Raw genomic sequence first — 23,689 nt, forward strand, 5'->3', positions numbered from 1 at the left:
ATAAAATAAAAATGAGAAATCAAGTTGCCGATTTCTCGTTTTTTATATACTGTCTAATTATGTCCCGGTCTCATTTTTATTAGGCTATGTGAACGGTGCAAATCTTTAAAAAGATGTTACTTACGCTCTAATATAAATTAGCTGCTTATTCCTACAGAAGTATTTTCATACGAGCTGTCAGTTAACGCCTTGTAGATAAAATCAGCTACATCTGCTCTTGAAATTGATTTTCCGGAACTAGGAACGCTTGTAGCAGACTCTTTATAATTCCCAGTAAATGCTTTATCCGTTAGTCCCATAGGTCTTACAATCGTATACGTTAAATTATTGGATTTGATATATTCGATCGCATTCTTATGATCGGCTAACACGTTACCAAGCATCTTCATCATCATCTTGCCCATTAACCCGGGTATTTCATTTTCTACACCTGCTGATGCAGTGTAAACAATGCGGCTTACATTATTTGCTACCATTCCATCTACTACATTTTTCATCATATTCTCTAACTGCGTAGATTTTTTCATACCGGTAGTGGAGCCTAAACACGAAACAACGGCATCCTTTCCGTTTATAGCAGCTTCGACAGCTTGCTTGTCAAAAGCATCTCCTTGAATAATAGTTAGATTCTCGTGATTAATCTCTAGCTTGGAAGGTGTACGAATATAAGCAGTGACAGAATGACCGTTGTCTAATGCCAATTTAGTAAAATGTTTACCTACTCCACCGCTAGCTCCAAATATAATAATGTTCATTCGTAATTCCTCTTTTCATTTGTTTTAGTTAAAGCTTTTTTCTAGCTAGTATCATTCTGCGATAGTATGTATAGTCATAAAGTTGAGTTATATCTAAAAAAAGGAGGTAACCCTTAACAGGTTACCCCTTCAACTTTTTATTTAATTGTCATCGAAAATTCCTTTTCAATCCAATTGTTAGCCTCAATCCAGTTATTCACTCGAATGACTCCCTTAGGAGCTGGCTGCTGGTTATATGGGGTATTGAACAATAATACAGGTATATCTAGCTCTTCATTTATTTCAACAGCATTGTCATGCTTGTCTTCGAAAAATACGTGAACCCCATGCTTTCTTGCAGTTTCAATTTTGTTATGCGTACCAATCAATTCGATATGGTCATATAGGAGCTCTTGCTCTTTAAACCAGTTTAGCGTTACGTCCATCACGTTTTCTCCACGAGCTGAGATGAAGTATAGCTCATACTTTTCCTTCCATGCTGATAAAACAGCTTTCGCATCAGCCTGGATAGGGGAGGTTGCGTAAATGACTGGCTCAGAGGATTTAAACCATTCATAAAATTCCTTCTGGTCTACTTCAAAAGCTTTAGTTAAGTCATATTCTTTAATATCCTCTAATTGCAAGTTGCATTTAAATGCTTCATTTATATGAGGTAGCAAAGAAGTAGGGCAAGTTACTGTCCCATCTATATCAATGCCGAAACGTACATTCGTCATTTATATCTCTCCTTAAGCTTGTTGAGCTTCAATTTCCTTTTGTTGCTTTTCTAACTCTTGTTTCGCAAAATATTCAGCTGCGATTTTATCAATTTCAATCTTCAGTTCATCTACCATAGTTTCCTCTGGCACTTTGCGAACTATTTTTCCTTTACGGAACAATAGACCTTCGCCACGTGCACCAGCAATTCCGATATCAGCTTCACGAGCTTCTCCAGGACCGTTTACTGCACAGCCTAGTACTGCTACTTTAATAGGTGCTTTAATATGGGAGATATACTCTTCCACTTCATTTGCAATAGAAATTAAGTCGATTTCAATACGTCCACATGTAGGGCAAGAAATTAATGTAGCCGCATTAGAAGAAAGACCAAATACTTTTAGCAGCTCCCGAGCTACTTTTACTTCCTCCACTGGGTCTGCACTTAACGATACACGTAATGTGTTTCCGATACCCATGGCTAAGAGTGTTCCTAGGCCGGCAGCACTCTTAATAGATCCAGCGAACAAAGTTCCGGACTCAGTAATCCCTAAGTGTAATGGATAATCAAATGCCTCAGAAGCCTTGCGATATGCTTCGATTGCAAGATTAACATCAGAAGCCTTCATCGAAACGATAATATCATGAAAATCCAAGTCTTCTAGGATTTTAATATGGTGTAGAGCACTTTCTACCATACCGTCTGCAGTAGGATAGCCATATTTCTCTAAGATTTTTTTCTCTAATGAACCAGCATTTACTCCAATACGAATTGGAATACCTTTTGCTTTAGCGGCATTAACTACAGCTTCTACTTTTTCTTTACGCCCGATGTTACCAGGGTTAATACGAATTTTATCAGCACCTTGCTCGATTGCAATTAGTGCTAATTTATAATCAAAATGGATGTCCACTACTAATGGAATATTAATACGTTTTTTTATCTCGCCGATCGAATAAGCAGCACGTTCATCTGGACAAGCTACACGAACAACCTGACAACCAGCTTCCTCTAAACGTAATATTTCAGCTACGGTTGCTTCCACATCATGTGTTTTAGTTGTTGTCATACTTTGAATAAAAAGTTCGTTACTGCCACCTATAGTTAAGTTTCCAACTCGTACAGGACGAGTTTTGGAACGATGAATTATTTCACTCATGAAATTCTCTCCTTCTTGAGGCTTTATGCCGTCACTATCCACCATTTTATCAGTCTTTCAAACGAATTGACAAGGAAGAAACCTCTAATTTTCTTTTTTACAGTTTGATTGTGATGTATAAACAGGTAAAAGTACTTTTTCTCCAACATGAAATGATTGCTTTTTTAAGTGTGGATTAAGCTCGTAAAAATCATTTAATCGTTTAGTAAAAGAAATTTCTTCACTAGTTGGGTAAATGGCAAACAACGAATAGATTGTTTCTCCGGGCATAATCTCAGCAACTATATATTCTGGAGATTCCATACATTCTTCTATTAAGACTTCACTTGAATAAGCTAGTGGGATTGTTCCTTCAAACAAATCTACCTTAATAATATAAAACGATATAAAAAGTATAATGGTTGCTATAAATAGTTTCATAAAAAATCCCCCCTAAACAACTCTATGTCGGAGGAGGGGACATTATGCTATTTCTTTATTGGATAATATTTTAAAGAAATATATAAATAGACAAAGGTAACAGCATAGATTCCTAGCTGAATCCAATCGTTAGACCATTGCAGGATTGCAATGACAATAGAAATGACCATAGGCACCGTACTAGCAAACAGCGTAGTTCTCCAAAGGTGTCGATATTCTCCACGTCGTTTTAAAAGAAGAAGTATTAGGGTACCTAAATAGGCAAAGATACTAATACGGACAAATATAAACATAGTATTTAAAACAAATAAAAATAGAAATGCAAAGGGATAGATTAACCATTGAATATCAGAAAAGTATTCGATTAGTCCTTCTACATTTTGTTGTTGTTCTGAAATACCGTTTATAAATCCGAAAAAGGAGATTGCGGTCATGAAAAATACGTAGATAAACACGTATTGCATTACCTTTCCGATTGGAATAAGTCGAAATGCAGCAATTTTTTTAGGGCTATGTAGGCTTGCTTTAAATAGCTGAAATAAATTCATAAATTTCACCCTTTCTATTCTATATTATCATCATCAGAATGAACTAAACAAAGTAAATTTAATTTTACTTTGTTAAGATATTGTAAAGAATGGCGGGTAAGTGTTTACATAAGCTAAACAAATTAACGATAATAGAAAATGAATGAATTTGTCGAAATAGGAGTTGAAGGACATCGTGGAATTGGAATGGCAACAGATGTTGTTTGAATTTTTTGGAGGACTTGGGATATTCTTATTCTCCATTAAGTATATGGGAGATGGTTTACAAAAATCGGCTGGAGATCGCCTAAGAGATATTTTAGATCGCTATACTACTAACCCTTTTATGGGAGTTTTAGTCGGAATCATTGTAACTGTATTAATTCAATCTAGTTCTGGGACAACTGTAATTACAGTAGGTCTAGTAAGTGCAGGGTTTATGAAATTGCGACAGGCTATTGGTGTAATAATGGGAGCAAATATAGGAACAACAATAACTGCGTTTATCATAGGCTTTGATGTTGGGGGCTATGCACTTCCAATTATGGCAATAGGGGCGTTCTTAATTTTCTTTTTTAAGAAACATATTGTACAAAATGTAGGGGAAGTTATATTTGGATTTGGTGGGTTATTCCTCGGGCTTGAACTAATGAGTGGCGGTATGAAGCCTTTAAGAGAGTTAGAAGCATTCACTGATTTCACTCTCGCAATGAGTGATCATTCCTTCCTTGGTTTATTGGCAGGAACAATTTTTACGTTAATAGTACAAAGCTCCAGTGCAACTGTTGCTATATTGCAAGGTCTATATTCAGAAAATTTACTCTCTCTACAAGGAGCCTTACCAGTACTTTTTGGAGATAATATAGGTACTACAATTACAGCTATATTAGCTTCTTTAGGTGCATCTGTTGCTGCAAAGAGAGCAGCTGCAACTCATGTTCTATTTAATGTCATTGGTTCAGTAATTTTCTTAATTTTGTTAATTCCATTTACTCTTTATATTGAGTGGATCTCTGGAGTACTAGATTTAGAAAGCAAGATGCAAATAGCTTTTGCTCACGGTTCCTTTAACGTGGCAAATACAATTATTCAATTTCCATTGATTGGGGCTTGGGCATATCTTGTTACTAAGTTAATACCTGGAGACGATGTTTCCATAGAATATAAGCCTAAACATTTAGATGTTAACTTCATCGAACAATCACCATCCATCGCTATCGGACAGGCTAAAGAGGAAATCTTGCGTATGGGAGCTCTAAGTATACAAGGATTAGAGAAAACATATGCTTATCTAAAAACAAAGAACAAGCGTGATTCAGATTTGGCTTATCAAGTAGAAGACGCATTAAATAATTTAGATCAAAAAATTACAGATTACTTAGTAAAAATTTCTTCGCAGCCATTGTCGGATCAAGATTCTAGCCGACATAATATGCTAATGGATACTGTTCGGGATATTGAAAGAATTGGAGATCATTTTGAGAACATTTTGGAACTGATAGAATACCAAGAAGTTCACCGAATAGTTTTAACTCCAGATGCAATAGAGGATGTTTCTGAGATGTTTGAGTTAACGATAAAAACAGTAGAAAAAGCAATAGAAGCTCTGAATACTAATGATGTAAAATTAGCACAAGAAGTAGCAGAACAAGAGAATGTTATAGATAAAATGGAAAGACAATTTAGAAAAAATCACATTCTACGAGTAAACGAAGGTAAATGTTCAGGTCAAGCAGGTATAATGTTCGTCGACATTTTAAGTAACTTAGAGCGAATCGGAGACCATGCTTGTAATGTGGCAGAAGCCGTATTGGGGAGACGCACATGATAGAGGTTATTGGCTGGATTTTAATAATAGCTAGTTTTGTAATAGCTTATGTCGGTACTTTTTATCCTATTATTCCTTCAGTAGTATTCATGCTACTTGGTTATATTTTGTATGGATTGTTCTTTTCTTTTACTGAATTGACTTGGCTGTTCTGGACAATACAAATATTATTTGTCATTCTTTTGTTTGGAGCGGATATGGCTGCCAATGCGCTTGGTGTTAAAAAATTTGGTGGAACGAAGGCCGGAGTTTGGGGCAGTACAATAGGCTTGTTGTTTGGACCTTTTGTTATTCCTGTCGCTGGTATCATAATTGGACCATTCCTTGGAGCTGTAATAGCTGAGCTAATCGTGACAAGAGAAGGATTAAAACATGCGATTAAATCTGGTATAGGATCTTTAATTGGGTTCTTAACTTCTTCCATTGCTAAAGTGGTAATATTAACTGTAATGCTAGTGGTATTTGTTCTCTTTGTATAACTCAGTCAAAAGTAGGAGAACAATAATAGGCTATTTTAATTGAACGTTTGATCATATTTTGATACGCTAATAAATGGGTAGAAAATTACTATATTATTCTTTAGGAGGAAACTATAATGGCATACGAATTACCACAATTACCTTACGCTTACGATGCACTTGAACCACATATCGACAAGGAAACGATGAACATTCATCACACGAAACACCACAATACTTATGTAACAAACTTAAACAATGCGGTAGCTGGTAAAGCTGATTTAGAAAACAAATCAGTAGAAGAACTAATTGCTAATATCGACGCTCTTCCAGAAGACATTAAAACAGCAGTTCGTAACAATGGTGGTGGGCACGCTAACCACTCATTATTCTGGCAACTATTATCACCAAATGGTGGCGGTACTCCAACTGGAGATTTAGCTCAAGCAATTGATGCAAAATTCGGTAGCTTTGATGCTTTCAAAGAAGAGTTTGCTAAAGCAGCAACAACTCGTTTTGGTTCTGGCTGGGCTTGGTTATCTGTATCAAACGGAGAGTTAGAAATTTCTTCGACTGCAAACCAAGATTCACCTATCATGGAAGGTAAAACTCCATTATTAGGATTAGACGTTTGGGAGCATGCTTACTACTTAAATTACCAAAACCGTCGTCCTGATTACATTTCTTCTTTCTGGAATGTTGTAAACTGGGATGAAGTTTCAAAACGTTACGCTTCAGCAAAATAATTATTATCTTAAAAAGTCTATAAAAAGAAACTTAGCACACACTTTTTCGTCTAAAAGTGTGTGCTTTTTATGTTACACTAGTAAGTAAAGAAAATTATTTAACAAGTAGGTGATATCATGCGAAAAATTTCAAAAAAACGTGCACAAAGTATAAAAGCAAAACAAAGGAAAAACATTACTTTTCGTATGAACATTCTTTTCTTTTCTATTTTTATTTTATTTACCCTCTTAATCCTCAGACTAGGATACCTTCAAATTGTAAAAGGTGAGGAGTACGTTAGTAAACTAGAGAGTACCGAGGAGACTTCTGTAAATACTAGTGTTCCACGAGGACGATTATATGATAGTGAAGGTCGTATACTAGTCGACAATAAACCACAAAAGGTAATAACTTATACAAAAATGCAGACAACGAAATCCGAGGATATGTTAGAAACTGCAAAGAAATTGAGTAAGTTAATTGAGAAGGATACAGACAATATTACAAAAAGTGATCGTCAAGACTATTGGTTAAGAGAGAATCCGGAAGAAGCTAAAAAACTCATAACAGATAAAGAACGAAACGAAATTGAATCTAATGAAGAGTTAACGAAGAGTGAAAAGAACAGGGCGGTTGATCGTTTACAAAGAAGTAAGCTTACTGAAGAACATCTCAATTCCTTTACCCCCGAGGAAGAGGAAATTATCGCTATCTATCGAGAAATGGCTGCAGGCTATGCCTTATCACCACAAATTATTAAAGGTGACGAAATGAACAAGGAAGAAGGAGACATAAAAGAGGTTACAGCTGAGGAATTTGCTAGAGTTTCCGAGAGACTGGGAGACCCAGATATGGCCGGGGTAAACACGACAACTGACTGGAGACGTGTAAAAAACTCAACCTTAGCAGTATTAGGAAGCGTATCCTCTCCTAAAAAAGGACTTCCAAATGAGCGACTAAATTATTTCTTATCTAGAGACTACACTCGTAATGATCGAGTAGGAACCTCTTATATCGAACAACAATATGAAGAAATACTACAAGGACAAAAAACGGTAGTAAAAAATATAACAGACGGTAAAGGTCGAGTGATTGATGTAAGTACCATTTATGATGGAAAACCAGGGAATGAGCTCGTATTGACGATTGATAGCCAGGTTCAGCTCGAAATGGAAGGGATTATTGAAAGACAGCTCCTTCAAATGAAAAACAATAATGCAGGAACAAATTATTTAAATAGTGCGTTCTTAGTGATATTAGATCCTTATACGGGAGATGTCTTATCTTTAGTAGGTAAAAGGCTGGTAAAAGAGAATGGTAAATGGGCTGTACAAGACTATGCCTATGGAGCATTTAAAACTGGCTATGAGCTTGGATCTACCGTAAAACCTGCTACTGTTTTAACGGCTTATAGAGAAAATGCAATTAGTATAGGGGAGTATATGGTAGATGAGCCTATCCGTATTAAGGGTTCAGCACCAAAAAGCTCTGTATTTAATAGAGGCTCAAGAATTCGTTTAAATGATTTAACAGCTTTAGAACGTTCATCCAACGTGTATATGTTTAAAATAGCATACGCCTTGGCTGGCAAAACATACCAGGTGAATCAACCGGTCAGCTTTGGAGCAGAAGCATTTTTAAAGATGCGTAATGGGTATGCTCAGTTTGGCTTAGGTGTCCCAACTGGCATAGACTTACCTGGAGAATCTACTGGTGTTATCGGTAAAACAGAGTCAGGTAAATTACTAGATTTAAGTATTGGTCAGTATGATACGTACACTCCATTACAGTTAGCTCAATATACTGCAACTATTGCTAACGGTGGTAAACGAATTAAACCGCATGTCGTAAAAGAAATTCGTGAGCCATCAGAGGATGGTGTCACTCTAGGGAAGTTAGTAAAAGAAATTAAACCGACCGTTTTAAATGTGGTAGATAATTCGCAGGAAGAGATCAATCATGTTCGAAAAGGGATGCAACGCGTTTATTTTGGAAAGCAAGGTACAGGTGCTAGAGCTTTTGGTAACGCACCTTATACAGCAGCAGGTAAAACAGGAACGGCCCAGTCATACTATAAGGATGACACGATGAAAGAATCAGTTAGAACAGTTAATTTAACTCATGTAGGTTTTGCACCTTATGATAACCCAGAAATTGCTTATGCGATTGTTGTACCTCATGCATTCACTGAATCCTCTTATAAAACAAATTATACGAGTGTAATGGCTCGAGAGGTTGTAGATACTTACTTTAATATACAGAAAAAGAAAAGTACGTTAGAAAATAACGAATCTACGGCAACACCTCCTATCAAACCGGCATTCACAAATGACCAAATTGATGAAGGAGAAGAAAAAAACGTAACTGATGAACAGTAAATAAGGGCTAGAGTTCAATCTCTTGCCACATCAAAAGTGAAATTGCGACTGTGCAATTTCACTTTTTTTATTTAAACATTTCACAAAACATAATCTAGGAAGTCTCTAAGCTCAGCAGAAGGCTGTAGGATAGCAAAGTGGTATTTTGCGTCAGTGACTTTTTATAAGAAGGAAACCTTTCATCTGTGAATTGTTAGAAAGTAAATCTACAAACAATAGGCTTTCCAAAATATAGATGTAAACATTATAATGTTTGAATTTACAAACTATTTACATCTCCTTTATACCCACTCAATATACAAACTTTAAAGTAAGTCTTGTAAGACAGAAAATATACTTTAGGGGGAAATACCTGATGAAAAGCTGGAAATACTTTTTATTAACAACTATGGCAGGATTGACATTTGTTCTGGGAGCCTGCGGATCAGATTCTACAGAAGGAGCAGAGGCAGAATCCGATATTAGCTCATCAGAAGCGGGTGAACCCCAAGCAGAAGGTGTCTTGGAAGGGAAAGTTTCTGGAGATGGATCAAGCACGGTGGCGCCTATCTTAGAAGCAGTGGTAGAGGAGTATGCAGCTGAACAGTCCGAAGTACAGGTTACAGTGGGAGTGTCAGGAACAGGTGGAGGTTTTGAAAAGTTTATAGCTGGTGACACTGATTTTTCTAATGCATCACGCCCTATTAAAGAAGAAGAAAAGCAAAAGCTAGCAGAAGCAAATATTGACTTCTCAGAATTTCAAATTGCGTACGACGGATTATCCCTAGTAGTAAATAAAGAAAATGACTGGGTAGATTCTTTAACTATAGAAGAATTACAAAAGATGTGGATAGAAGATGGGACAAAGAAAAAATGGTCAGATATTAACCCAGAGTGGCCAGAGGAAGAGATTGTATACTACTCCCCAGGCACGGATTCTGGCACATATGACTACTTTGATGAAGTGATATTAGATGAAGCGGATTTGGTTAAAAGTGCAACGTTATCTGAAGATGACAATGTTCTTGTGCAAGGAGTACAAGGTGACAAAAATGCGATTGGTTTCTTTGGGTATGCATACTATCTAGCTAACCAAGAGACATTAAAGGTAGTTAAAGTAAACGGGGTTGAACCTACAAACGAAACAATCGAATCTGGAGATTATTCACCGTTGTCACGTCCCTTATTCGTTTACGCTAACAATCGTGCCATTAAAGAAAATCCAGCTTTCTATGATTTCATGAAATTTACCATTGAACATGCCGGTGATATGGCAGAGGCGGTTGGATATGTTAGTTTACCTGAAGAAAACTATAATAAAGGGCTTGCAGACTTAGAGGCACTTAAGTAATAGAGATTTATATGTGGAAGATTTATGAGTAGCTTGCTGCTGCTCATTTCTTTCGTTGGAAAAGGGGGATTTTCTGTGGTAAAAAGACTAACCGAGAGCACTTCCATTCAAGAACTAATCGTAAAATCTCGCGCAGGTAACTCTAAAAAATTTGAAAAGATTATTCCATATATCCTCATGCTTATTGCATCTGTCTCTGTCCTTACGACTTTTGGAATAATAATAACGTTAGTAGTAGAAACAATTATTTTCTTTTCCCGTATTTCGATTACAGAATTCTTATTTGGAACGGAATGGTATCCATTTGCAAATACAGAGCAGCTGTTTGGGATTCTGCCATTAATAGTAGGAACATTGAAGGTGGCTTTTATAGCTGGGATTGTTGCAGTCCCATTTGGTATTGGTTCAGCAATTTATTTAAGTGAATATGCAAGTGATAAAACAAGAAGAATTATTAAGCCTATTTTAGAAGTATTAGCAGGTATTCCTACTATTGTGTATGGTTTTTTTGCATTAACTTTTGTCACTCCTTTATTGCAACAGATCATACCTGATTTAAAAATATTTAATGCCTTGAGTCCAGGAATTGTAGTTGGTATAATGATTTTACCAATGATTGTTTCATTGTCGGAGGATGCCATGTCATCCGTACCAAACTCCATTAGAGAAGGCGCAGTAGCAATTGGCTCAACGAAATTAGAAGTAGCTTTAAAGATCGTCTTACCTGCTGCAGTTTCCGGAGTTATCGCTTCTATTGTGCTTGCCATGTCTAGAGCAATCGGCGAAACTATGATCGTTTCTTTGGCAGGGGGTTCAACACCAAAGTTTGACTGGGATATAACAGAATCTATTCAAACAATGACGGCCTACATTGTCCAAGTGTCTTCTGGTGATGCCGGTTATGGAACCACCATTTACTATTCGATCTATGCAGTAGGTTTTACATTATTCTTATTTACGTTGTTCATGAACTATCTTGCTCATGTTATATCGAAAAGATTTCGGGAGGAATATTAAATGAGATACGTGGAACATGAGACGGTAGTGAAAAGGATGACTAGTAGGCTGACGATAAATATGGTGTTTAAATTTATTTTTCTATTAACTACATTATTTGCTTTATTAGCTTTGGGTATTTTATTCTACCGAATTATTTCGCAAGGTGCGGGTTACATTACACCTGAATTTTTTCAAAACTATGGTTCCAGATTTCCAGAAAAAGCAGGTATTAAAGCGGCATTGGTGGGATCTATTTGGTTGATGGGAGTTGTCGCTCCAGTTTCCTTAATATTAGGAGTTGGAACAGCAATATATTTAGAGGAATATGCAAAGAAAAATAGATGGAATGATTTTATAAGGATGAATATATCTAATCTAGCGGGAGTTCCATCCGTTGTTTTTGGATTGTTAGGATTAACTATTTTTGTGCGTGCATTGGCATTAGGGAATAGTGTATTAGCAGCTGGCTTTACTATGAGCTTGTTAATCTTACCGGTAATTATTGTGGCATCTCAAGAAGCTATACGCTCTGTTCCATCGGAGGTTCGGGAAGCTTCTTATGGAATGGGAGCAACCAAATGGCAAACAATTATTAAAATAGTGCTTCCTTCAGCTATTCCCGGGGTTTTGACTGGTGCAATTTTAGCATTGTCTCGAGCTGTCGGTGAAACTGCTCCGTTAGTTGTTATAGGTGTACCAGTTATTATACATTTTCTACCCGATGGACCGTTAAGCCAATTTACAGCTCTTCCTATGCAAATTTACGATTGGGCAAAAAGACCACAAGTGGATTTTCAATATGTTGCAGCTGCGGGAATATTAGTTTTGATGATTTTCTTACTGTTTATGAATGCAATAGCAGTTTTCATCCGTAACAAATTCCAAAAACGATACTAGGGAGGACCCATCAATGGTATATGCTAAACAGAAAAGAACTGTCCAAGATTCCAGCTCAACTAACATCGTATACGATACAAAGGATTTAAATTTGTGGTACGGTGCACACCATGCTTTAAAAAATATAAATTTGCAAATAAATGAAAACGAAGTCACCGCGATCATTGGTCCATCAGGCTGTGGTAAATCTACATATATTAAAACTTTAAACAGAATGGTAGAATTAGTCTCAACAGTAAAAATTTCTGGAGAAATAACTTATCGTAATAGAAGTATTTTTAAAGCAGACTATACCGTAGAGGAATTAAGAACAAAGGTAGGTATGGTGTTTCAGAAACCAAACCCTTTTCCAAAATCGATATATGACAATATAGCGTATGGTCCTAGGATACATGGGATTAGGAACAAGAAAATACTAGATGAAATTGTGGAGAATAGCCTACGCGGAGCAGCTATTTGGGATGAGGTAAAAGATCGTTTAAATGCAAATGCCTATAGCCTTTCTGGTGGGCAACAGCAAAGGATTTGTATAGCACGTTGTCTGGCAATTGAACCTGATGTAATTCTGATGGATGAACCGACTTCAGCGCTTGACCCAATCTCTACTTTAAAAGTAGAAGAGTTAATGGCCGAGCTAAAGAAGGATTATTCCATTATAATTGTTACACACAATATGCAGCAGGCAGCAAGGATTTCAGATAAAACTGCTTTTTTCTTAAATGGCGAAATAATTGAATTTGACCAAACAAATGTTATTTTTTCAACCCCGGAGGATAAACGCACAGAGGATTATATTTCGGGCCGCTTTGGATAACGAAAGGGGAAAAACATTATGGTAGGAAGAGAGAAATTTAATGAAGAGCTTAAACAAGTACAGCAGCTATTGGTTGAAATGAGTAACACAGCTATACAAACAATTGACCATGCAATGGATTATTTATTGGCAAATGATATTGAAGGTGCATTAACCATTATTAATAATGATGTTCATATTAACCGAATGGAAGAGGAAATTAATGATCGGGTTATTTTACTTATTGCAAAGCAGCAACCGGTGGCTACAGACTTAAGAAGGCTAATGGTTTTAGTGAAAATTGCTGCAGATATGGAGCGTATAGGGGACTATGCCGTAAATATTGCAAAAGAAACTATTCGTATAGGTAAAGACGAACATATTGCACCCATTTACTTGTTAGATGAAATGCGTGTAAAAACAATTGCTATGTTAAAACAAACGTTAACAGCATTAATAAAAGAAGATATGGAAGAAGCTAAAGCAATCGCTAAGCTAGATGATGAGGTCGATGAAATGTACGGCTACACAATTAAAACTTTATTAGGAGTAGGGGTAAGTGATCCCACTCAATTGAGTCAGGTAACACAACTATCCTTTGTCTGTCGATATCTCGAAAGGTCTGCCGATCATGCAACTAACATGGCAGAGCGTCTTTTATATTTACTTAAAGGAAGACATTATGAGTTAAACAATTAAAGCATACGAATATAGCTAAAACAATATTTTAAAAAGTGTAAAAAGCTCCCTCCATTTTACCGAATGATAAAATGGAGGGAGCTTTTCTAGATGTATTTATTCTCGCCGTTTAGTTAGTGATCAACTCTGTAATTTGTTTGATAGTCATGGAAGAGTTAACTTCATAATTCCCTATTTGGATTCGTCCTGCCAAATTTTGATCTACTATATAATCGTGTAAATCCATTTGGTTTTGAATGATTCCAGCTTCCTCTAATAAAGAACTAATGTCAGAGGATGTCATGCCTGAAGTGATGGATAAAGTAAAGCCTTGAACAGGCGGAGATGATGCTTGTTGTTTGTTTTCTTCTTTATGTGGTTCACTTGGTTGCTCTTTTTGTGCATTTTCCAAGTTTAGTTGGAGTTGAGCAAGCTGCTCTTTGACACTCGATAACTCTTTTTGAGATTGCTCATATGCTTGGTTCGTAACAACACCAGTCGAAGTTATATCTTCTTGGAAAAACCTTTGATCTATTTGAATCATGGTGCCGGCAAGGAATAAGCCAATGCCTAAGAAAAGAATAGATGTTTTTTTCATCCCTGAGAACCGCCTATTACTGATTTAACTTCCTCTACAGAAAGAGAGGAGCGAGTGCTAATTTCCTTTAAGGAGTATCCTTGCTTATGTAATTCCAGTACTTGATTTCTTATTATTTCATGTACAATTGGTTTTACCACGGTTTGACTTTTTTTAGGGGTAGCATGGATAGGTTCAATCAATAATTCTTCTTCAATAACCTTCATTCGCCGTTTAAGAGCACTTGTTTCCTGGTAGACAGTAAAAGAAAGATCCTCTACTTCTGCTTCCACTTTTTTAGAAGTGTCCTTAACAAAGAAAGAAATTGCGATTAAAAGTACCCCGAGAGCCATAATTATAAATGATAAGTCCACTTTTTTTCACCTCAAAATTTAAATATCTTCTATCTATACTACCATAATGGAAAAAACTTTAAACAAAATCTTCTATAATATTGTAGATTTTCTTCAATTGTGTGCTATAATTGGTTAGTCGTATAAATCATGCTCAAGTTTTATATTTAATCCTGGCAAAGAGTGGGAGGGACAACCATGCGCGTTAATATTACATTAGCTTGTACAGATTGCGGAGAGCGCAACTATATTTCTAAGAAAAACAAGCGTAACAATCCAGAACGTCTTGAACTTAAAAAATATTGCTCTCGTGAAAAGAAAATGACTCTTCATAGAGAAACTAAATAATAACCTAAACCAAAACCTTTAATGGTTTTGGTTTTTTTCTTTAGCTAATCTAATATTGGGGGTAAAAATATGTCCAAACAATTAATAAGAAAAAAAATGCAGGAGAATTTATCTAGATTAGATTATGATTCATACATATTATATTCCGAGCAAATAAAAATAAATTTTTTACAAGAAATTTCTACCTTAAATTTTCAAACGATTGGCCTTACGATATCTTCTTTTCCAGAGGTAGATACGGAGGGACTCATTAAGGAACTTTGGAGTATGGGGAAGACAGTAGTTGTACCAAAATGTTCTCCCAAAAGTCGAGCGATGACTTTTTATCACATAGAAAGCTACGATCAGCTTGAAACGGTCTACATGAATCTAAGGGAGCCAAATCCAAATATTACGAGGGCTATTAGTTCGGATGCAATTGAGTTGTTAATTGTCCCTGGTATTGTGTATAATAAGTCAGGTTATCGGATCGGGTACGGTGGTGGATATTATGATCGATTCTTATCTACTTACCTTGGCGTAACAATGTCCTTGGCTTTTGATATGCAGGTTAATAATGAAGTAGTACGTGAACAGTTCGATCTACCGGTTGACCGCATAATAACTGAGAGTGCAACCATACCATGTTATGAATATCGAAAAAAGGATGATTGTAATTGAAGTCTGTATATGATGTGATGCAGCTATTAAAACGTTTTGGAATTTATGTATATACGAAGGATCGAGTAGCAGATCTTGAAATAATGGAAGAGGAAATAAAAGAATTATATACTTTGCAGATGATCCAGCCTCAGGATTTTCAACAGGCTGTATTATTACTTAGACAAGAAAAAAGTAGAATCATTAAAACTTTATGACTAGTAAATAATAAGCTGGCATAAGACTAAAAAGCTATATTACGAAAGAAATGAAACTTTTCGGGTTTGAGAACGTCTAATAAAGGGTATATAAAAAAGGGATTGTAAAATTTTATATGAATATCCCAATTCATTGATATTGATTTATTGTCAATAAAGGATTAATATATACACTGTTACTTTACTCGCATAAGGAGTAAATAAGGAGGATGTAGGCATTGAAAAATAACTGGCCCAAACATTCTATTCTTGTAATTGCAATTGTGGCAACTTGGATAAAAACGTATATTGTGTACCACACGAGCTTTGATATGAAAATCGAGAATATGATGCAACAATTTATTTTATTTATTAACCCATTGAGCTTTTTGCTCCTGATCTATGGAATTTCTTTATTTTATAAAACCAATAAGGCTCGAAATAGACATATAGTAATTACTAGTGTGATACTTTCCATAGTGCTTTATGCAAATGCTGTATTTTATCGCTTTTTCACGGATTTCATAACCATTCCAGTCTTGTTTCAAACAAGTAATTTTGGAGATTTAGGTTCTTCTGCAGCAGCAAGTATCTTCCTTACTGATATTTTCTATTTCACCGATATTGCGATTATTTTAATCGCGATGAAATGGTTAAAAACTAGAGAAAAAGGTACGAGTATTAAACCAGCAACAAGAAGAGCATATTTTGTGCTTTCTGCTGCTATATTATTTTTAAATTTAGGACTTTCTGAAATTGAGAGACCTCAGCTTCTAACAAGAAGTTTTGACAGAGAGATGCTTGTTAAAAATCTTGGCTCATACAATTACCATTTATACGACATTTATATTCAATCCAAGTCCCATGCTCAACGTGCACTTGCAGATGGAAGTGAGTTAGTCGAAGTAAATAACTATGTACGCTCAAATCAAGCAGATCCGAATGAGGAAATGTTTGGCTTAGCTAAAGACAGAAACCTAATTGTTGTTTCTATGGAATCTTTACAGTCGTTTGTTTTAAATAACGAAATGAACGGGCATGAAGTAACACCATTCTTAAACAGTCTAACGAACGATAAAGATACATTTTATTTTTCAAATTTCTATCATCAAACAGGATTAGGGAAAACATCTGATTCAGAGTTTCTTATAGAAAATTCTCTTTATCCTTTAGGTGGCGGTGCGGTATTCTTTACACACGGAGAAAACACATACCACTCAATGGCAGAACGTTTAAATGAGGAAGGTTACTTTACGAACGTCATGCACTCTAACAAGAAAAGCTTTTGGAACCGAGATATGATGTACCAGTCGCTTAATATTCAAAAGTTTTATGATGTAATGAGTTATGATGTAAATGATGAAAACTCAGTAAACTGGGGACTAAAGGATATTCCATTCCTAGAGCAATCTGTAGATTTAATGACAGAAATGCCTGAGCCTTTTTATTCACGTTTAATCACGTTGACGAATCACCATCCATTTACATTGGATGAAGAAGATATGTTAATACCTGAATATGATTCTAATTCTGGAACATTAAATAGATACTTCCAATCCGTTCGTTACATGGATGAATCATTAAAAGTATTCTTTGATGAATTAAAAGAAAAAGGATTATATGATAATTCTATTATTGTGATGTATGGAGACCATTATGGTATTTCTGAAAATCATAATGCTGCAATGTCTAAGTATTTAGGAAAAGAAATCACGCCTTATGAGTCTGCTAAGTTACAAAGCGTTCCTATGTTCGTTCATATACCAAATAGTGATGCTGGGAAAGAAATTACGGATATTTCCGGTCAAATTGACTTACGTCCAACAATTTTACACTTATTAGGTTTAGAAACGAATAAGGATATGCAATTAGGTGCAGATATTTTCTCTGAGGATCACGAGGAATTTGTTATTTTCCGTAATGGTGGTTTTGTTACAGAAGATTATTTATACACTGCAAACACATGTTATGAGAATGGAACAGGTCTAGAGGTCGAGATGGAAAACTGTCAACCATATGTTGATCGAGCAACACAGGCACTAGGCTATTCCGATAAAATTATCAATGGAGATTTGCTACGATTCTATGATTTAAAGACAGGTAATCTTTTAATTGATGAAACGAAGGATTCAACTGAATAATTTCTTAAAAGCACAGACTAAAAAGTCTGTGCTTTTTTAGCTGATAAATAAACTTCGTAAAAATTACTGGCGTCTTTTAGTTAAATCTTAAGCAGTTAGAAAAGTCTTGATTTTATTATGTCCTTTTCAAAATTTAAAGCTAAAAATTATCTAGATAATGTAAAGTGGTGTGACTTTTTATGTTATCCTATAAAATAACGAGTATTATTTTATTGAATTAGCTCATTAGAAAAAGTTAGAGAATAAAATATAAGATGTTTACTTTTTTTTGAAACAAAATGTAGTTTGAATCGTCTAATGTGTATAGGATGAAGGGGGGAGAATGTTGAAAAAAGCTTTATTATTTATATTTTGTATAATGTTTTTACAGGCCTGCACAGAAACAGAGAAGTCACCAGAAGTTCCCCCTGACGATATCTCCGAGCAGCCCACATCTGCAAATGAAAATGATATCACAAATAATATCCCATCTATTCATTTAGAACGTAACAAATTTCATAGTGTTATTGGTTGGTTATCTGATGATGAAATCTTACTTATATTGGTCGACAAAGGAGAGTGGATTTTAAAATCTTACTCGGTCACTAAAGAAGAATGGAAAGAGATTTATAGAACTAATACACCAGTGATTCAAGGAATGATTCATCCGAGCAAAGAAATGATAGTTTTACATACTTCTAACAATTCCTCCTCAGCTGAAGTGCAATTAATACATATGAACGGTGTAGTGGAGCAAAGCTTGTATTTTGAATCTGCTGAACTGTACATGGATTGGCATCCAACAGATCCAAATTTAATTGCTTTCACTGCTTTTTATGAAGATTGGAGTTATAACAGCGTAGTTTACAATGGACATACGCAAGAAATGGAAGCGATTGATGTAGAGAATCCATTTGTAAAGTGGTTGGACAGCGAGAATTTAATGGTATTCGATTGGAGTGAAACTAGTTTAGATGGAAGTAATCTAAAACAGTATTCTATAGCTGATCATTCCATTAAGGCTACGGAGTGGAGTAATATTATAGATGTACAAAACTTAGGGGATTCTCTAGTCTATATTCAAATAGATGAAGAAAACATGCAATTTAAGTATCACTTAGTGAACAAAAGTAGTGGAAAGAGCTTTGACTGGGTATCTCCAGCCGTAAGTAATTACTCCGAGTGGGTTATACCTACCATATCCATAATCTCTCCAAATAGCTTTATTGCCTTCCAAGCGAAAGAAAAGGGAAATAAGGATGAAACAAACGAAAAAAGTACAATAGGTATGTACTCCATAGAAGGGGAAAAACAATATGGGGAAATAATAGAACGACCTATTGACTGCTCGCCAAACGGTATGATTTGTCTTGGTGGATATGAGAAAGAGCAATGGATTAACTTAAATACCTTAAAAGAAGGTAAATGGTTAAATATATTGGAATAGAAAAAGCTGCTATACATTTGTATAGCAGCTTTTTCTGTATGTTTTAGTGTAAGCTTGGTGGAAAGCCTTGGTTGATTACTGTCATAACTGTAAAGAAACCAAAAACTGCAAATGTACCAAAGTTAAATAAAACACTTAGTAAATTTTTTTCTTTGATTGCTTGGTAAGTGCCTATAATAGCTAGCACTGTAACAAGACCAAAAATAACTATTAATAAGTTCATGAAAGACACTCCTTCCGACATATAAAATAAATGTCGCGATTGCATATTCCTCTTCTATTGTAATTGTTATCTGTTCTTTTGTCGAGTAATAAAAGTGGCGAAAGATTGAACAAAGGTAAACAAATCGTTTAATATAGAGAAGAGGTGAAATTATGTTAAATATACGTACATATCCATTAGGTTTTATACAAACGAATTGCTACGTCATTTCCAATGCTAAAAAAGAATGCCTAATTTTTGATCCAGGAGGCAACGGAGAGCAGTTAATTAAGGAGCTAAACAGGCTACATTTAAAACCAATTGCCATACTGCTGACCCATGCTCACTTTGATCATATTGGGGCTGTAGATGACGTAAGAGATGCATATCATATTCCAGTCTATATACATCCTACAGAAAAGACATGGTTAACTAATGCGGAGAAGAATGGTTCTGCTAAATATGCAGAAATCCCAAATATTATTGCTAAAGAAGCCGACGTAATGTTAAACCATGAAGAAAAGATGAGTATTGGTGATTTTGAATTTACCATCTCTCACACACCAGGACATTCTCCAGGCAGCATAACCTATTACTTTGAATCAGATGGCTTTGCAATAGTTGGAGATACGTTATTCCAAAACAGTATAGGTCGTACAGATCTACCTGGTGGTAACGAGAAGCAGCTGTTAAAGTCGATACACACAAAGCTATTAACACTTCCTGTAGAAACTGTAATATATCCTGGGCATGGCCCAGCATCAATTGTTCAAGCAGAAATGGACAGCAATCCATTTTTGAATGGGTTTTAATAAAGACCAAATAAAAAGCAGCCTCCATTATATGTGGAAGCTGCTTTGGACTTTATTAATGTCCACCTGGTACATGTATGAATGTAGTGTAGTATGTAAAACCAGCGAAGAAGAACATTAAGTAAGCCCCGAAGATGTACATATACATACGCTCAGATAGGTTTAAGAACCCTAAAAGAAGGAATAACCCCGTATTTGCTAAAAATAGTAAAGACGCTTCTGTCATATCACCTAAATAAAACATAACTGCAAAAATCCCTGTCCAGAATGCCATTACTTTATACATATTGCCCAATTGTAGTCCCTCCTTTTGCAAAGAATACAAATAATTCTCCTATTCATTATAAATGAAAGTGTTCTTACATGTAAACTGATTATTAAATATCTACATATGAATAACATAAGTTTGTCACAATTAAGATACATCTTCAATTCATTATAGAACTTCGACGTGATATACGCAATTAATACAGTGATTTTGCTTACTTTCTAACTGGATGAATGAATTCTCTGGGAATAACTTGTCAAACTGACCTTTTAGAAAGGATTCATGTAATAAGCATATAAATTGTGGGTATTTATTTAAAAAATCTTTATAAGGACAATTGAATATAGAAAAAGTGATAACTTTTTTATTGTTCTTTTCCATGATAGTAGGGATATAACCTATAGAGTGGGCAGTTTCCTTTAAAATATCCAGCTTCTCTTCAAAGGACATGCTATCCATTAGTGTATGATTAACCACTTTTTGTCCGTTTTGATAAGCGATATCCTTAGCTTTTTCAAGCGCTTCCTCACCCATTGTATCCACTAATTCCAATAGCCATTCAAGCAGTAAATGATTTTCTTGTTTAGGAAAACTTAAATGTATTGGTTCTTCAGCAACAACATAAACTCTTGCTGGCCGACCACCTTTTTCGTTTTTAACGAATTTCGAAGTCAGTAGCTTCGCTTCGTTAAGTTTTGTAAGATGTAGTCTAGCCACATTTGGATGAATACCAAAATGTTGGGCAATTTGCTGTACATTTACTTCCTTATTTTCTTTTATAATATATTGATAGATTGAGTATCTAGTCTCATCTGCCAGGGTACCTGTTAGTTTTAATGTATCGGACAAGTATATCCCACCTTCCATTAATTTTATTATAAGGGAGAATTTAAGAATGACAAACGATATTATCTAATAAACAAAAATTGTGAAAAATCACTTTATTTATTTAGAAATAGGAAGTATACTATGTTTTATAAGCTTCGTGCGGCCAAGCTTGTGACTGGGGAAAGGACGACTAAATGCAGCAAGAAGAAAATGTAGTGGAACAAAGATGCTTCCAACTATTAAAGAAGGCACATCAATTTGGAGCTTCTGATCTTCACATGATTCCCAATGAAGAAAATTACATCTATTATTTCAAGAAGACATCCCAAATGTTCGAGGCAGGTCAGCTGCCATTAAATCTCGGGATTAGAATCATATCATACTTCAAGTTTTTATCCTCTCTTGATATCAGCGAAAAACGAAAACCACAAAGCGGTTCCTTCCAACATATGTTTAACTCACAAAAATTTTCGTTTCGAGTTTCTACCTTACCATCTGTGTATGGAAAGGAGAGCTTAGTCATTCGACTTCAACAGCACGACAATGCAAAAATTATACACTCGCTTTCCTTATTTAGAGGAGCATCAGACAAAATCGTAGAGCTTGCTAACCAACGACAAGGAATGATTCTATTTGTTGGACCAACTGGCTCAGGTAAGTCTACATCTATGTATTCATTGACAAAATACTGTGCAGAAAATATGAACCGGCATGTCATTTCTTTAGAGGACCCTGTTGAAAATAGCCAATCATATCTACTTCAAATTCAAGTGAATGAGCGTTCAGGTGTTACGTATGCCAAAGGGCTAAAAGCCATCTTAAGGCACTCGCCAGACGTTATTATGATTGGAGAGATAAGAGATGAGGATACGGCTAAAGCGGCAATACAGGCTTCTTTAACGGGCCACTTAGTAGTATCCACGATTCATGCCAAGGACGGATTAGGTGCTTTATATAGACTAATGGATCTTGGTATTAGTATTGATGAATTAAAACAAACGGTAACCGGTGTTGTCACTCAAAGATTGGTAAGTGTAGTAAAAACAAAAAGTCCAGAACTATCTGCCATATATGAAATTATTGCAGATGATGTTTTAGAGGGTGCCTTACTCTCGATAAGTGAAGGAAATACTTTCAAGGTTCCAGTTCCCTTAACTCTTTCGTACCAAATAGAAAGGGGAATCAGGGAAGGTGTTATTAAAATCAATTAAAGATTATCTCCGTAAGAAGGATGAAACCATACACGCTTCTATGCATGCCTCTTTTTTGAAAAGGTTAAGTGAGTTGCTTAATGAGGGATATACATTTCATGAAGCGATTACTATGTTATTACCATTTCATGTGAAGAACATACATGTGGTACAAACGAAAGTGACGGACATACAAAAAAGAGGGCTTGGTGTAATAGAAGTATTTAGGGTGTTAGGTTTTCCTAATCGTTTACTTCTTCCTATTTATTTGGCATCCCAGCATGGACATTTAGCAGAGACAACTGAGGTTTTAGCAATAAACTCTGCTTTCAATGAGCAAGCAAGAAAACGTTTGAAGAACCTCTTGTTATATCCCTTATTTTTGTTTGTCATAATATTTTTGTTGTTTTCTGTTTTTCGAATTTACTTTATTCCCAATATGGAAACCTTGCTTTCTAAAAACTCCGCCCAATCTGACAGTTCCCTAGCATTAACCAATACCCTACTAAACCTTCCTAACATCTTTATAGTTTCTCTCTTCTCTATGGTATTACTCTGTCTAGTTCTATGGCTTCTGCTTAGAAGGAAAAGTATGGAGATTAAAATTATATTCTTTAAACGAACTCCCATTTTGAATAGTTGGTTTCGTTTACTAGTGACCAGAATATTCTCTAGGGAGATAGGGGTACTTCTAGAGAGTGGTATGTCTCTTCAAGAATCCTTTACTGCTTTAATCCACCAAAAAGAAAATAAAATACTGCAGTACATTGTATTTCAAATGAACGAAAAAGTAATTTATGGCTCCTCATTTTCAGAAGGTGTCATACTAGTGGATTGTTTTACTGATGATTTTCATCAATTTATTGTTCATGGAGAAAATAATGGCTACCTAGGCAAAGAACTTACACTTTATAGTGACTTTATAAACAAGCGCGTAGAGGAAAAACTATCCCGTTACTTAAGTATTATTCAACCTTTGATGTTCTTAATACTTGCAGTTTTTATAGTGGGTGCTTATTTGGCAATCTTACTACCAGTATATGAAATGATTAATATAATTTAA

The 23,689-nt window shown here is 35.4% G+C and carries 27 protein-coding genes; 17 read left to right on the forward strand and 10 right to left on the reverse strand.

What is annotated here, in order from left to right; translation table 11 throughout:
- Positions 1-137: 137 nt before the first annotated feature.
- The 5 genes from HF876_RS00535 to HF876_RS00555 all read right to left on the reverse strand — a co-directional run bounded on the left by HF876_RS00535 (position 138) and on the right by HF876_RS00555 (position 3,579).
- On the reverse strand, positions 138-755 hold the full coding sequence (locus tag HF876_RS00535; RefSeq protein ID WP_169358089.1) for an NAD(P)-dependent oxidoreductase: 618 nt from the start codon (positions 753-755) through the stop codon (positions 138-140).
- 137 nt (positions 756-892) lie between these two features.
- Positions 893-1,471 carry a hypothetical protein gene (locus HF876_RS00540; protein WP_169358090.1) on the reverse strand — a complete coding sequence of 193 codons (579 nt, stop codon included), beginning with the start codon at positions 1,469-1,471 and terminating at the stop codon, positions 893-895.
- A gap of 12 nt (positions 1,472-1,483) precedes the next feature.
- A complete protein-coding gene (gene ispG / locus HF876_RS00545; RefSeq protein WP_251555618.1) occupies positions 1,484-2,602 on the reverse strand; it encodes a flavodoxin-dependent (E)-4-hydroxy-3-methylbut-2-enyl-diphosphate synthase in 1,119 nt (372 codons plus the stop codon).
- 93 nt (positions 2,603-2,695) lie between these two features.
- Positions 2,696-3,031 (reverse strand): hypothetical protein, encoded by a 336-nt coding sequence (locus HF876_RS00550; protein ID WP_169358092.1) that lies wholly within the window; start codon positions 3,029-3,031, stop codon positions 2,696-2,698.
- 47 nt (positions 3,032-3,078) lie between these two features.
- Positions 3,079-3,579, reverse strand: a complete 501-nt coding sequence (locus tag HF876_RS00555) for a DUF1189 family protein (protein WP_169358093.1) — start codon at positions 3,577-3,579, stop codon at positions 3,079-3,081.
- A 175-nt stretch (positions 3,580-3,754) separates the two neighbouring features.
- On the opposite strand from HF876_RS00555, the gene HF876_RS00560 reads away from it, so the two are divergent.
- The 9 genes from HF876_RS00560 (at position 3,755) to phoU (ending at position 13,666) form a co-directional block, all read left to right on the forward strand.
- Positions 3,755-5,386 (forward strand): Na/Pi symporter, encoded by a 1,632-nt coding sequence (locus tag HF876_RS00560; protein ID WP_169358094.1) that lies wholly within the window; start codon positions 3,755-3,757, stop codon positions 5,384-5,386.
- The gene (locus HF876_RS00565) at positions 5,386-5,865 is read left to right on the forward strand and encodes a DUF456 family protein (protein WP_169358312.1); all 480 of its coding nucleotides are present in this window, start codon (positions 5,386-5,388) and stop codon (positions 5,863-5,865) included. The genes HF876_RS00560 and HF876_RS00565 overlap by 1 nt, the downstream gene beginning before the upstream one ends.
- Positions 5,866-5,981: 116 nt before the next feature.
- Complete coding sequence (locus HF876_RS00570) at positions 5,982-6,590, forward strand: superoxide dismutase (RefSeq protein WP_169358095.1); 609 nt, start codon at positions 5,982-5,984, stop codon at positions 6,588-6,590.
- 117 nt (positions 6,591-6,707) lie between these two features.
- The gene (locus tag HF876_RS00575) at positions 6,708-8,948 is read left to right on the forward strand and encodes a peptidoglycan D,D-transpeptidase FtsI family protein (protein ID WP_169358096.1); all 2,241 of its coding nucleotides are present in this window, start codon (positions 6,708-6,710) and stop codon (positions 8,946-8,948) included.
- Between the two features lie 355 nt (positions 8,949-9,303).
- Positions 9,304-10,278 (forward strand): PstS family phosphate ABC transporter substrate-binding protein, encoded by a 975-nt coding sequence (locus tag HF876_RS00580; protein ID WP_169358097.1) that lies wholly within the window; start codon positions 9,304-9,306, stop codon positions 10,276-10,278.
- A gap of 75 nt (positions 10,279-10,353) precedes the next feature.
- Entirely contained in the window at positions 10,354-11,295 is a 942-nt protein-coding gene (gene pstC, locus HF876_RS00585; RefSeq protein WP_481900270.1) for a phosphate ABC transporter permease subunit PstC, read from the forward strand.
- Positions 11,296-12,174 carry a phosphate ABC transporter permease PstA gene (gene pstA / locus HF876_RS00590; RefSeq protein ID WP_169358099.1) on the forward strand — a complete coding sequence of 293 codons (879 nt, stop codon included), beginning with the start codon at positions 11,296-11,298 and terminating at the stop codon, positions 12,172-12,174.
- A gap of 13 nt (positions 12,175-12,187) precedes the next feature.
- Positions 12,188-12,988 (forward strand): phosphate ABC transporter ATP-binding protein PstB, encoded by an 801-nt coding sequence (gene pstB / locus HF876_RS00595; RefSeq protein ID WP_169358100.1) that lies wholly within the window; start codon positions 12,188-12,190, stop codon positions 12,986-12,988.
- A gap of 18 nt (positions 12,989-13,006) precedes the next feature.
- Positions 13,007-13,666, forward strand: a complete 660-nt coding sequence (phoU, locus tag HF876_RS00600; RefSeq protein WP_169358101.1) for a phosphate signaling complex protein PhoU — start codon at positions 13,007-13,009, stop codon at positions 13,664-13,666.
- A gap of 109 nt (positions 13,667-13,775) precedes the next feature.
- On the opposite strand, the gene HF876_RS00605 is transcribed toward phoU, so the two are convergent.
- Positions 13,776-14,243 (reverse strand): MltG/YceG/YrrL family protein, encoded by a 468-nt coding sequence (locus tag HF876_RS00605; RefSeq protein ID WP_169358102.1) that lies wholly within the window; start codon positions 14,241-14,243, stop codon positions 13,776-13,778.
- Entirely contained in the window at positions 14,240-14,596 is a 357-nt protein-coding gene (locus HF876_RS00610; protein WP_169358103.1) for a hypothetical protein, read from the reverse strand. The genes HF876_RS00605 and HF876_RS00610 overlap by 4 nt, the downstream gene beginning before the upstream one ends.
- 177 nt (positions 14,597-14,773) lie before the next feature.
- On the opposite strand from HF876_RS00610, the gene rpmG reads away from it, so the two are divergent.
- The 5 genes from rpmG to HF876_RS00635 all read left to right on the forward strand — a co-directional run bounded on the left by rpmG (position 14,774) and on the right by HF876_RS00635 (position 19,326).
- Positions 14,774-14,923: a 50S ribosomal protein L33 gene (gene rpmG, locus HF876_RS00615; protein WP_053588882.1), complete on the forward strand. Its 150-nt coding sequence runs from the start codon at positions 14,774-14,776 to the stop codon at positions 14,921-14,923.
- Positions 14,924-14,992: 69 nt separating this feature from the next.
- Positions 14,993-15,583 (forward strand): 5-formyltetrahydrofolate cyclo-ligase, encoded by a 591-nt coding sequence (locus tag HF876_RS00620; protein WP_169358104.1) that lies wholly within the window; start codon positions 14,993-14,995, stop codon positions 15,581-15,583.
- Positions 15,580-15,780, forward strand: a complete 201-nt coding sequence (locus HF876_RS00625) for a YqgQ family protein (RefSeq protein WP_169358105.1) — start codon at positions 15,580-15,582, stop codon at positions 15,778-15,780. The genes HF876_RS00620 and HF876_RS00625 overlap by 4 nt, the downstream gene beginning before the upstream one ends.
- A 218-nt stretch (positions 15,781-15,998) precedes the next feature.
- Complete coding sequence (locus HF876_RS00630) at positions 15,999-17,900, forward strand: LTA synthase family protein (RefSeq protein WP_169358106.1); 1,902 nt, start codon at positions 15,999-16,001, stop codon at positions 17,898-17,900.
- A 325-nt stretch (positions 17,901-18,225) separates the two neighbouring features.
- Positions 18,226-19,326, forward strand: coding sequence for a YqgU-like beta propeller domain-containing protein (locus HF876_RS00635; RefSeq protein ID WP_205963942.1), 1,101 nt, complete (start codon positions 18,226-18,228; stop codon positions 19,324-19,326).
- A 43-nt stretch (positions 19,327-19,369) separates the two neighbouring features.
- On the opposite strand, the gene HF876_RS00640 is transcribed toward HF876_RS00635, so the two are convergent.
- Positions 19,370-19,549, reverse strand: a complete 180-nt coding sequence (locus HF876_RS00640; protein WP_169358108.1) for a DUF2759 domain-containing protein — start codon at positions 19,547-19,549, stop codon at positions 19,370-19,372.
- Between the two features lie 152 nt (positions 19,550-19,701).
- On the opposite strand from HF876_RS00640, the gene HF876_RS00645 reads away from it, so the two are divergent.
- A complete protein-coding gene (locus HF876_RS00645) occupies positions 19,702-20,340 on the forward strand; it encodes an MBL fold metallo-hydrolase (RefSeq protein ID WP_169358109.1) in 639 nt (212 codons plus the stop codon).
- 55 nt (positions 20,341-20,395) lie between these two features.
- Here the strand turns inward: HF876_RS00645 and HF876_RS00650 are convergent, their stop codons facing one another.
- On the reverse strand, positions 20,396-20,635 hold the full coding sequence (locus HF876_RS00650; RefSeq protein ID WP_169358110.1) for a DUF2626 family protein: 240 nt from the start codon (positions 20,633-20,635) through the stop codon (positions 20,396-20,398).
- 141 nt (positions 20,636-20,776) lie between these two features.
- Positions 20,777-21,457 carry a helix-turn-helix transcriptional regulator gene (locus tag HF876_RS00655; protein ID WP_169358111.1) on the reverse strand — a complete coding sequence of 227 codons (681 nt, stop codon included), beginning with the start codon at positions 21,455-21,457 and terminating at the stop codon, positions 20,777-20,779.
- Positions 21,458-21,630: 173 nt separating this feature from the next.
- On the opposite strand from HF876_RS00655, the gene comGA reads away from it, so the two are divergent.
- Together comGA and comGB are read left to right on the forward strand one after the other, a co-directional pair.
- Positions 21,631-22,647 (forward strand): competence type IV pilus ATPase ComGA, encoded by a 1,017-nt coding sequence (comGA, locus tag HF876_RS00660; RefSeq protein WP_169358112.1) that lies wholly within the window; start codon positions 21,631-21,633, stop codon positions 22,645-22,647.
- Entirely contained in the window at positions 22,628-23,689 is a 1,062-nt protein-coding gene (gene comGB / locus HF876_RS00665) for a competence type IV pilus assembly protein ComGB (RefSeq protein WP_169358113.1), read from the forward strand. Before comGA ends, comGB begins: the two co-directional genes overlap by 20 nt.

The sequence above is a fragment of the Psychrobacillus sp. BL-248-WT-3 genome (assembly GCF_012843435.1).
GTDB lineage: Bacteria > Bacillota > Bacilli > Bacillales_A > Planococcaceae > Psychrobacillus.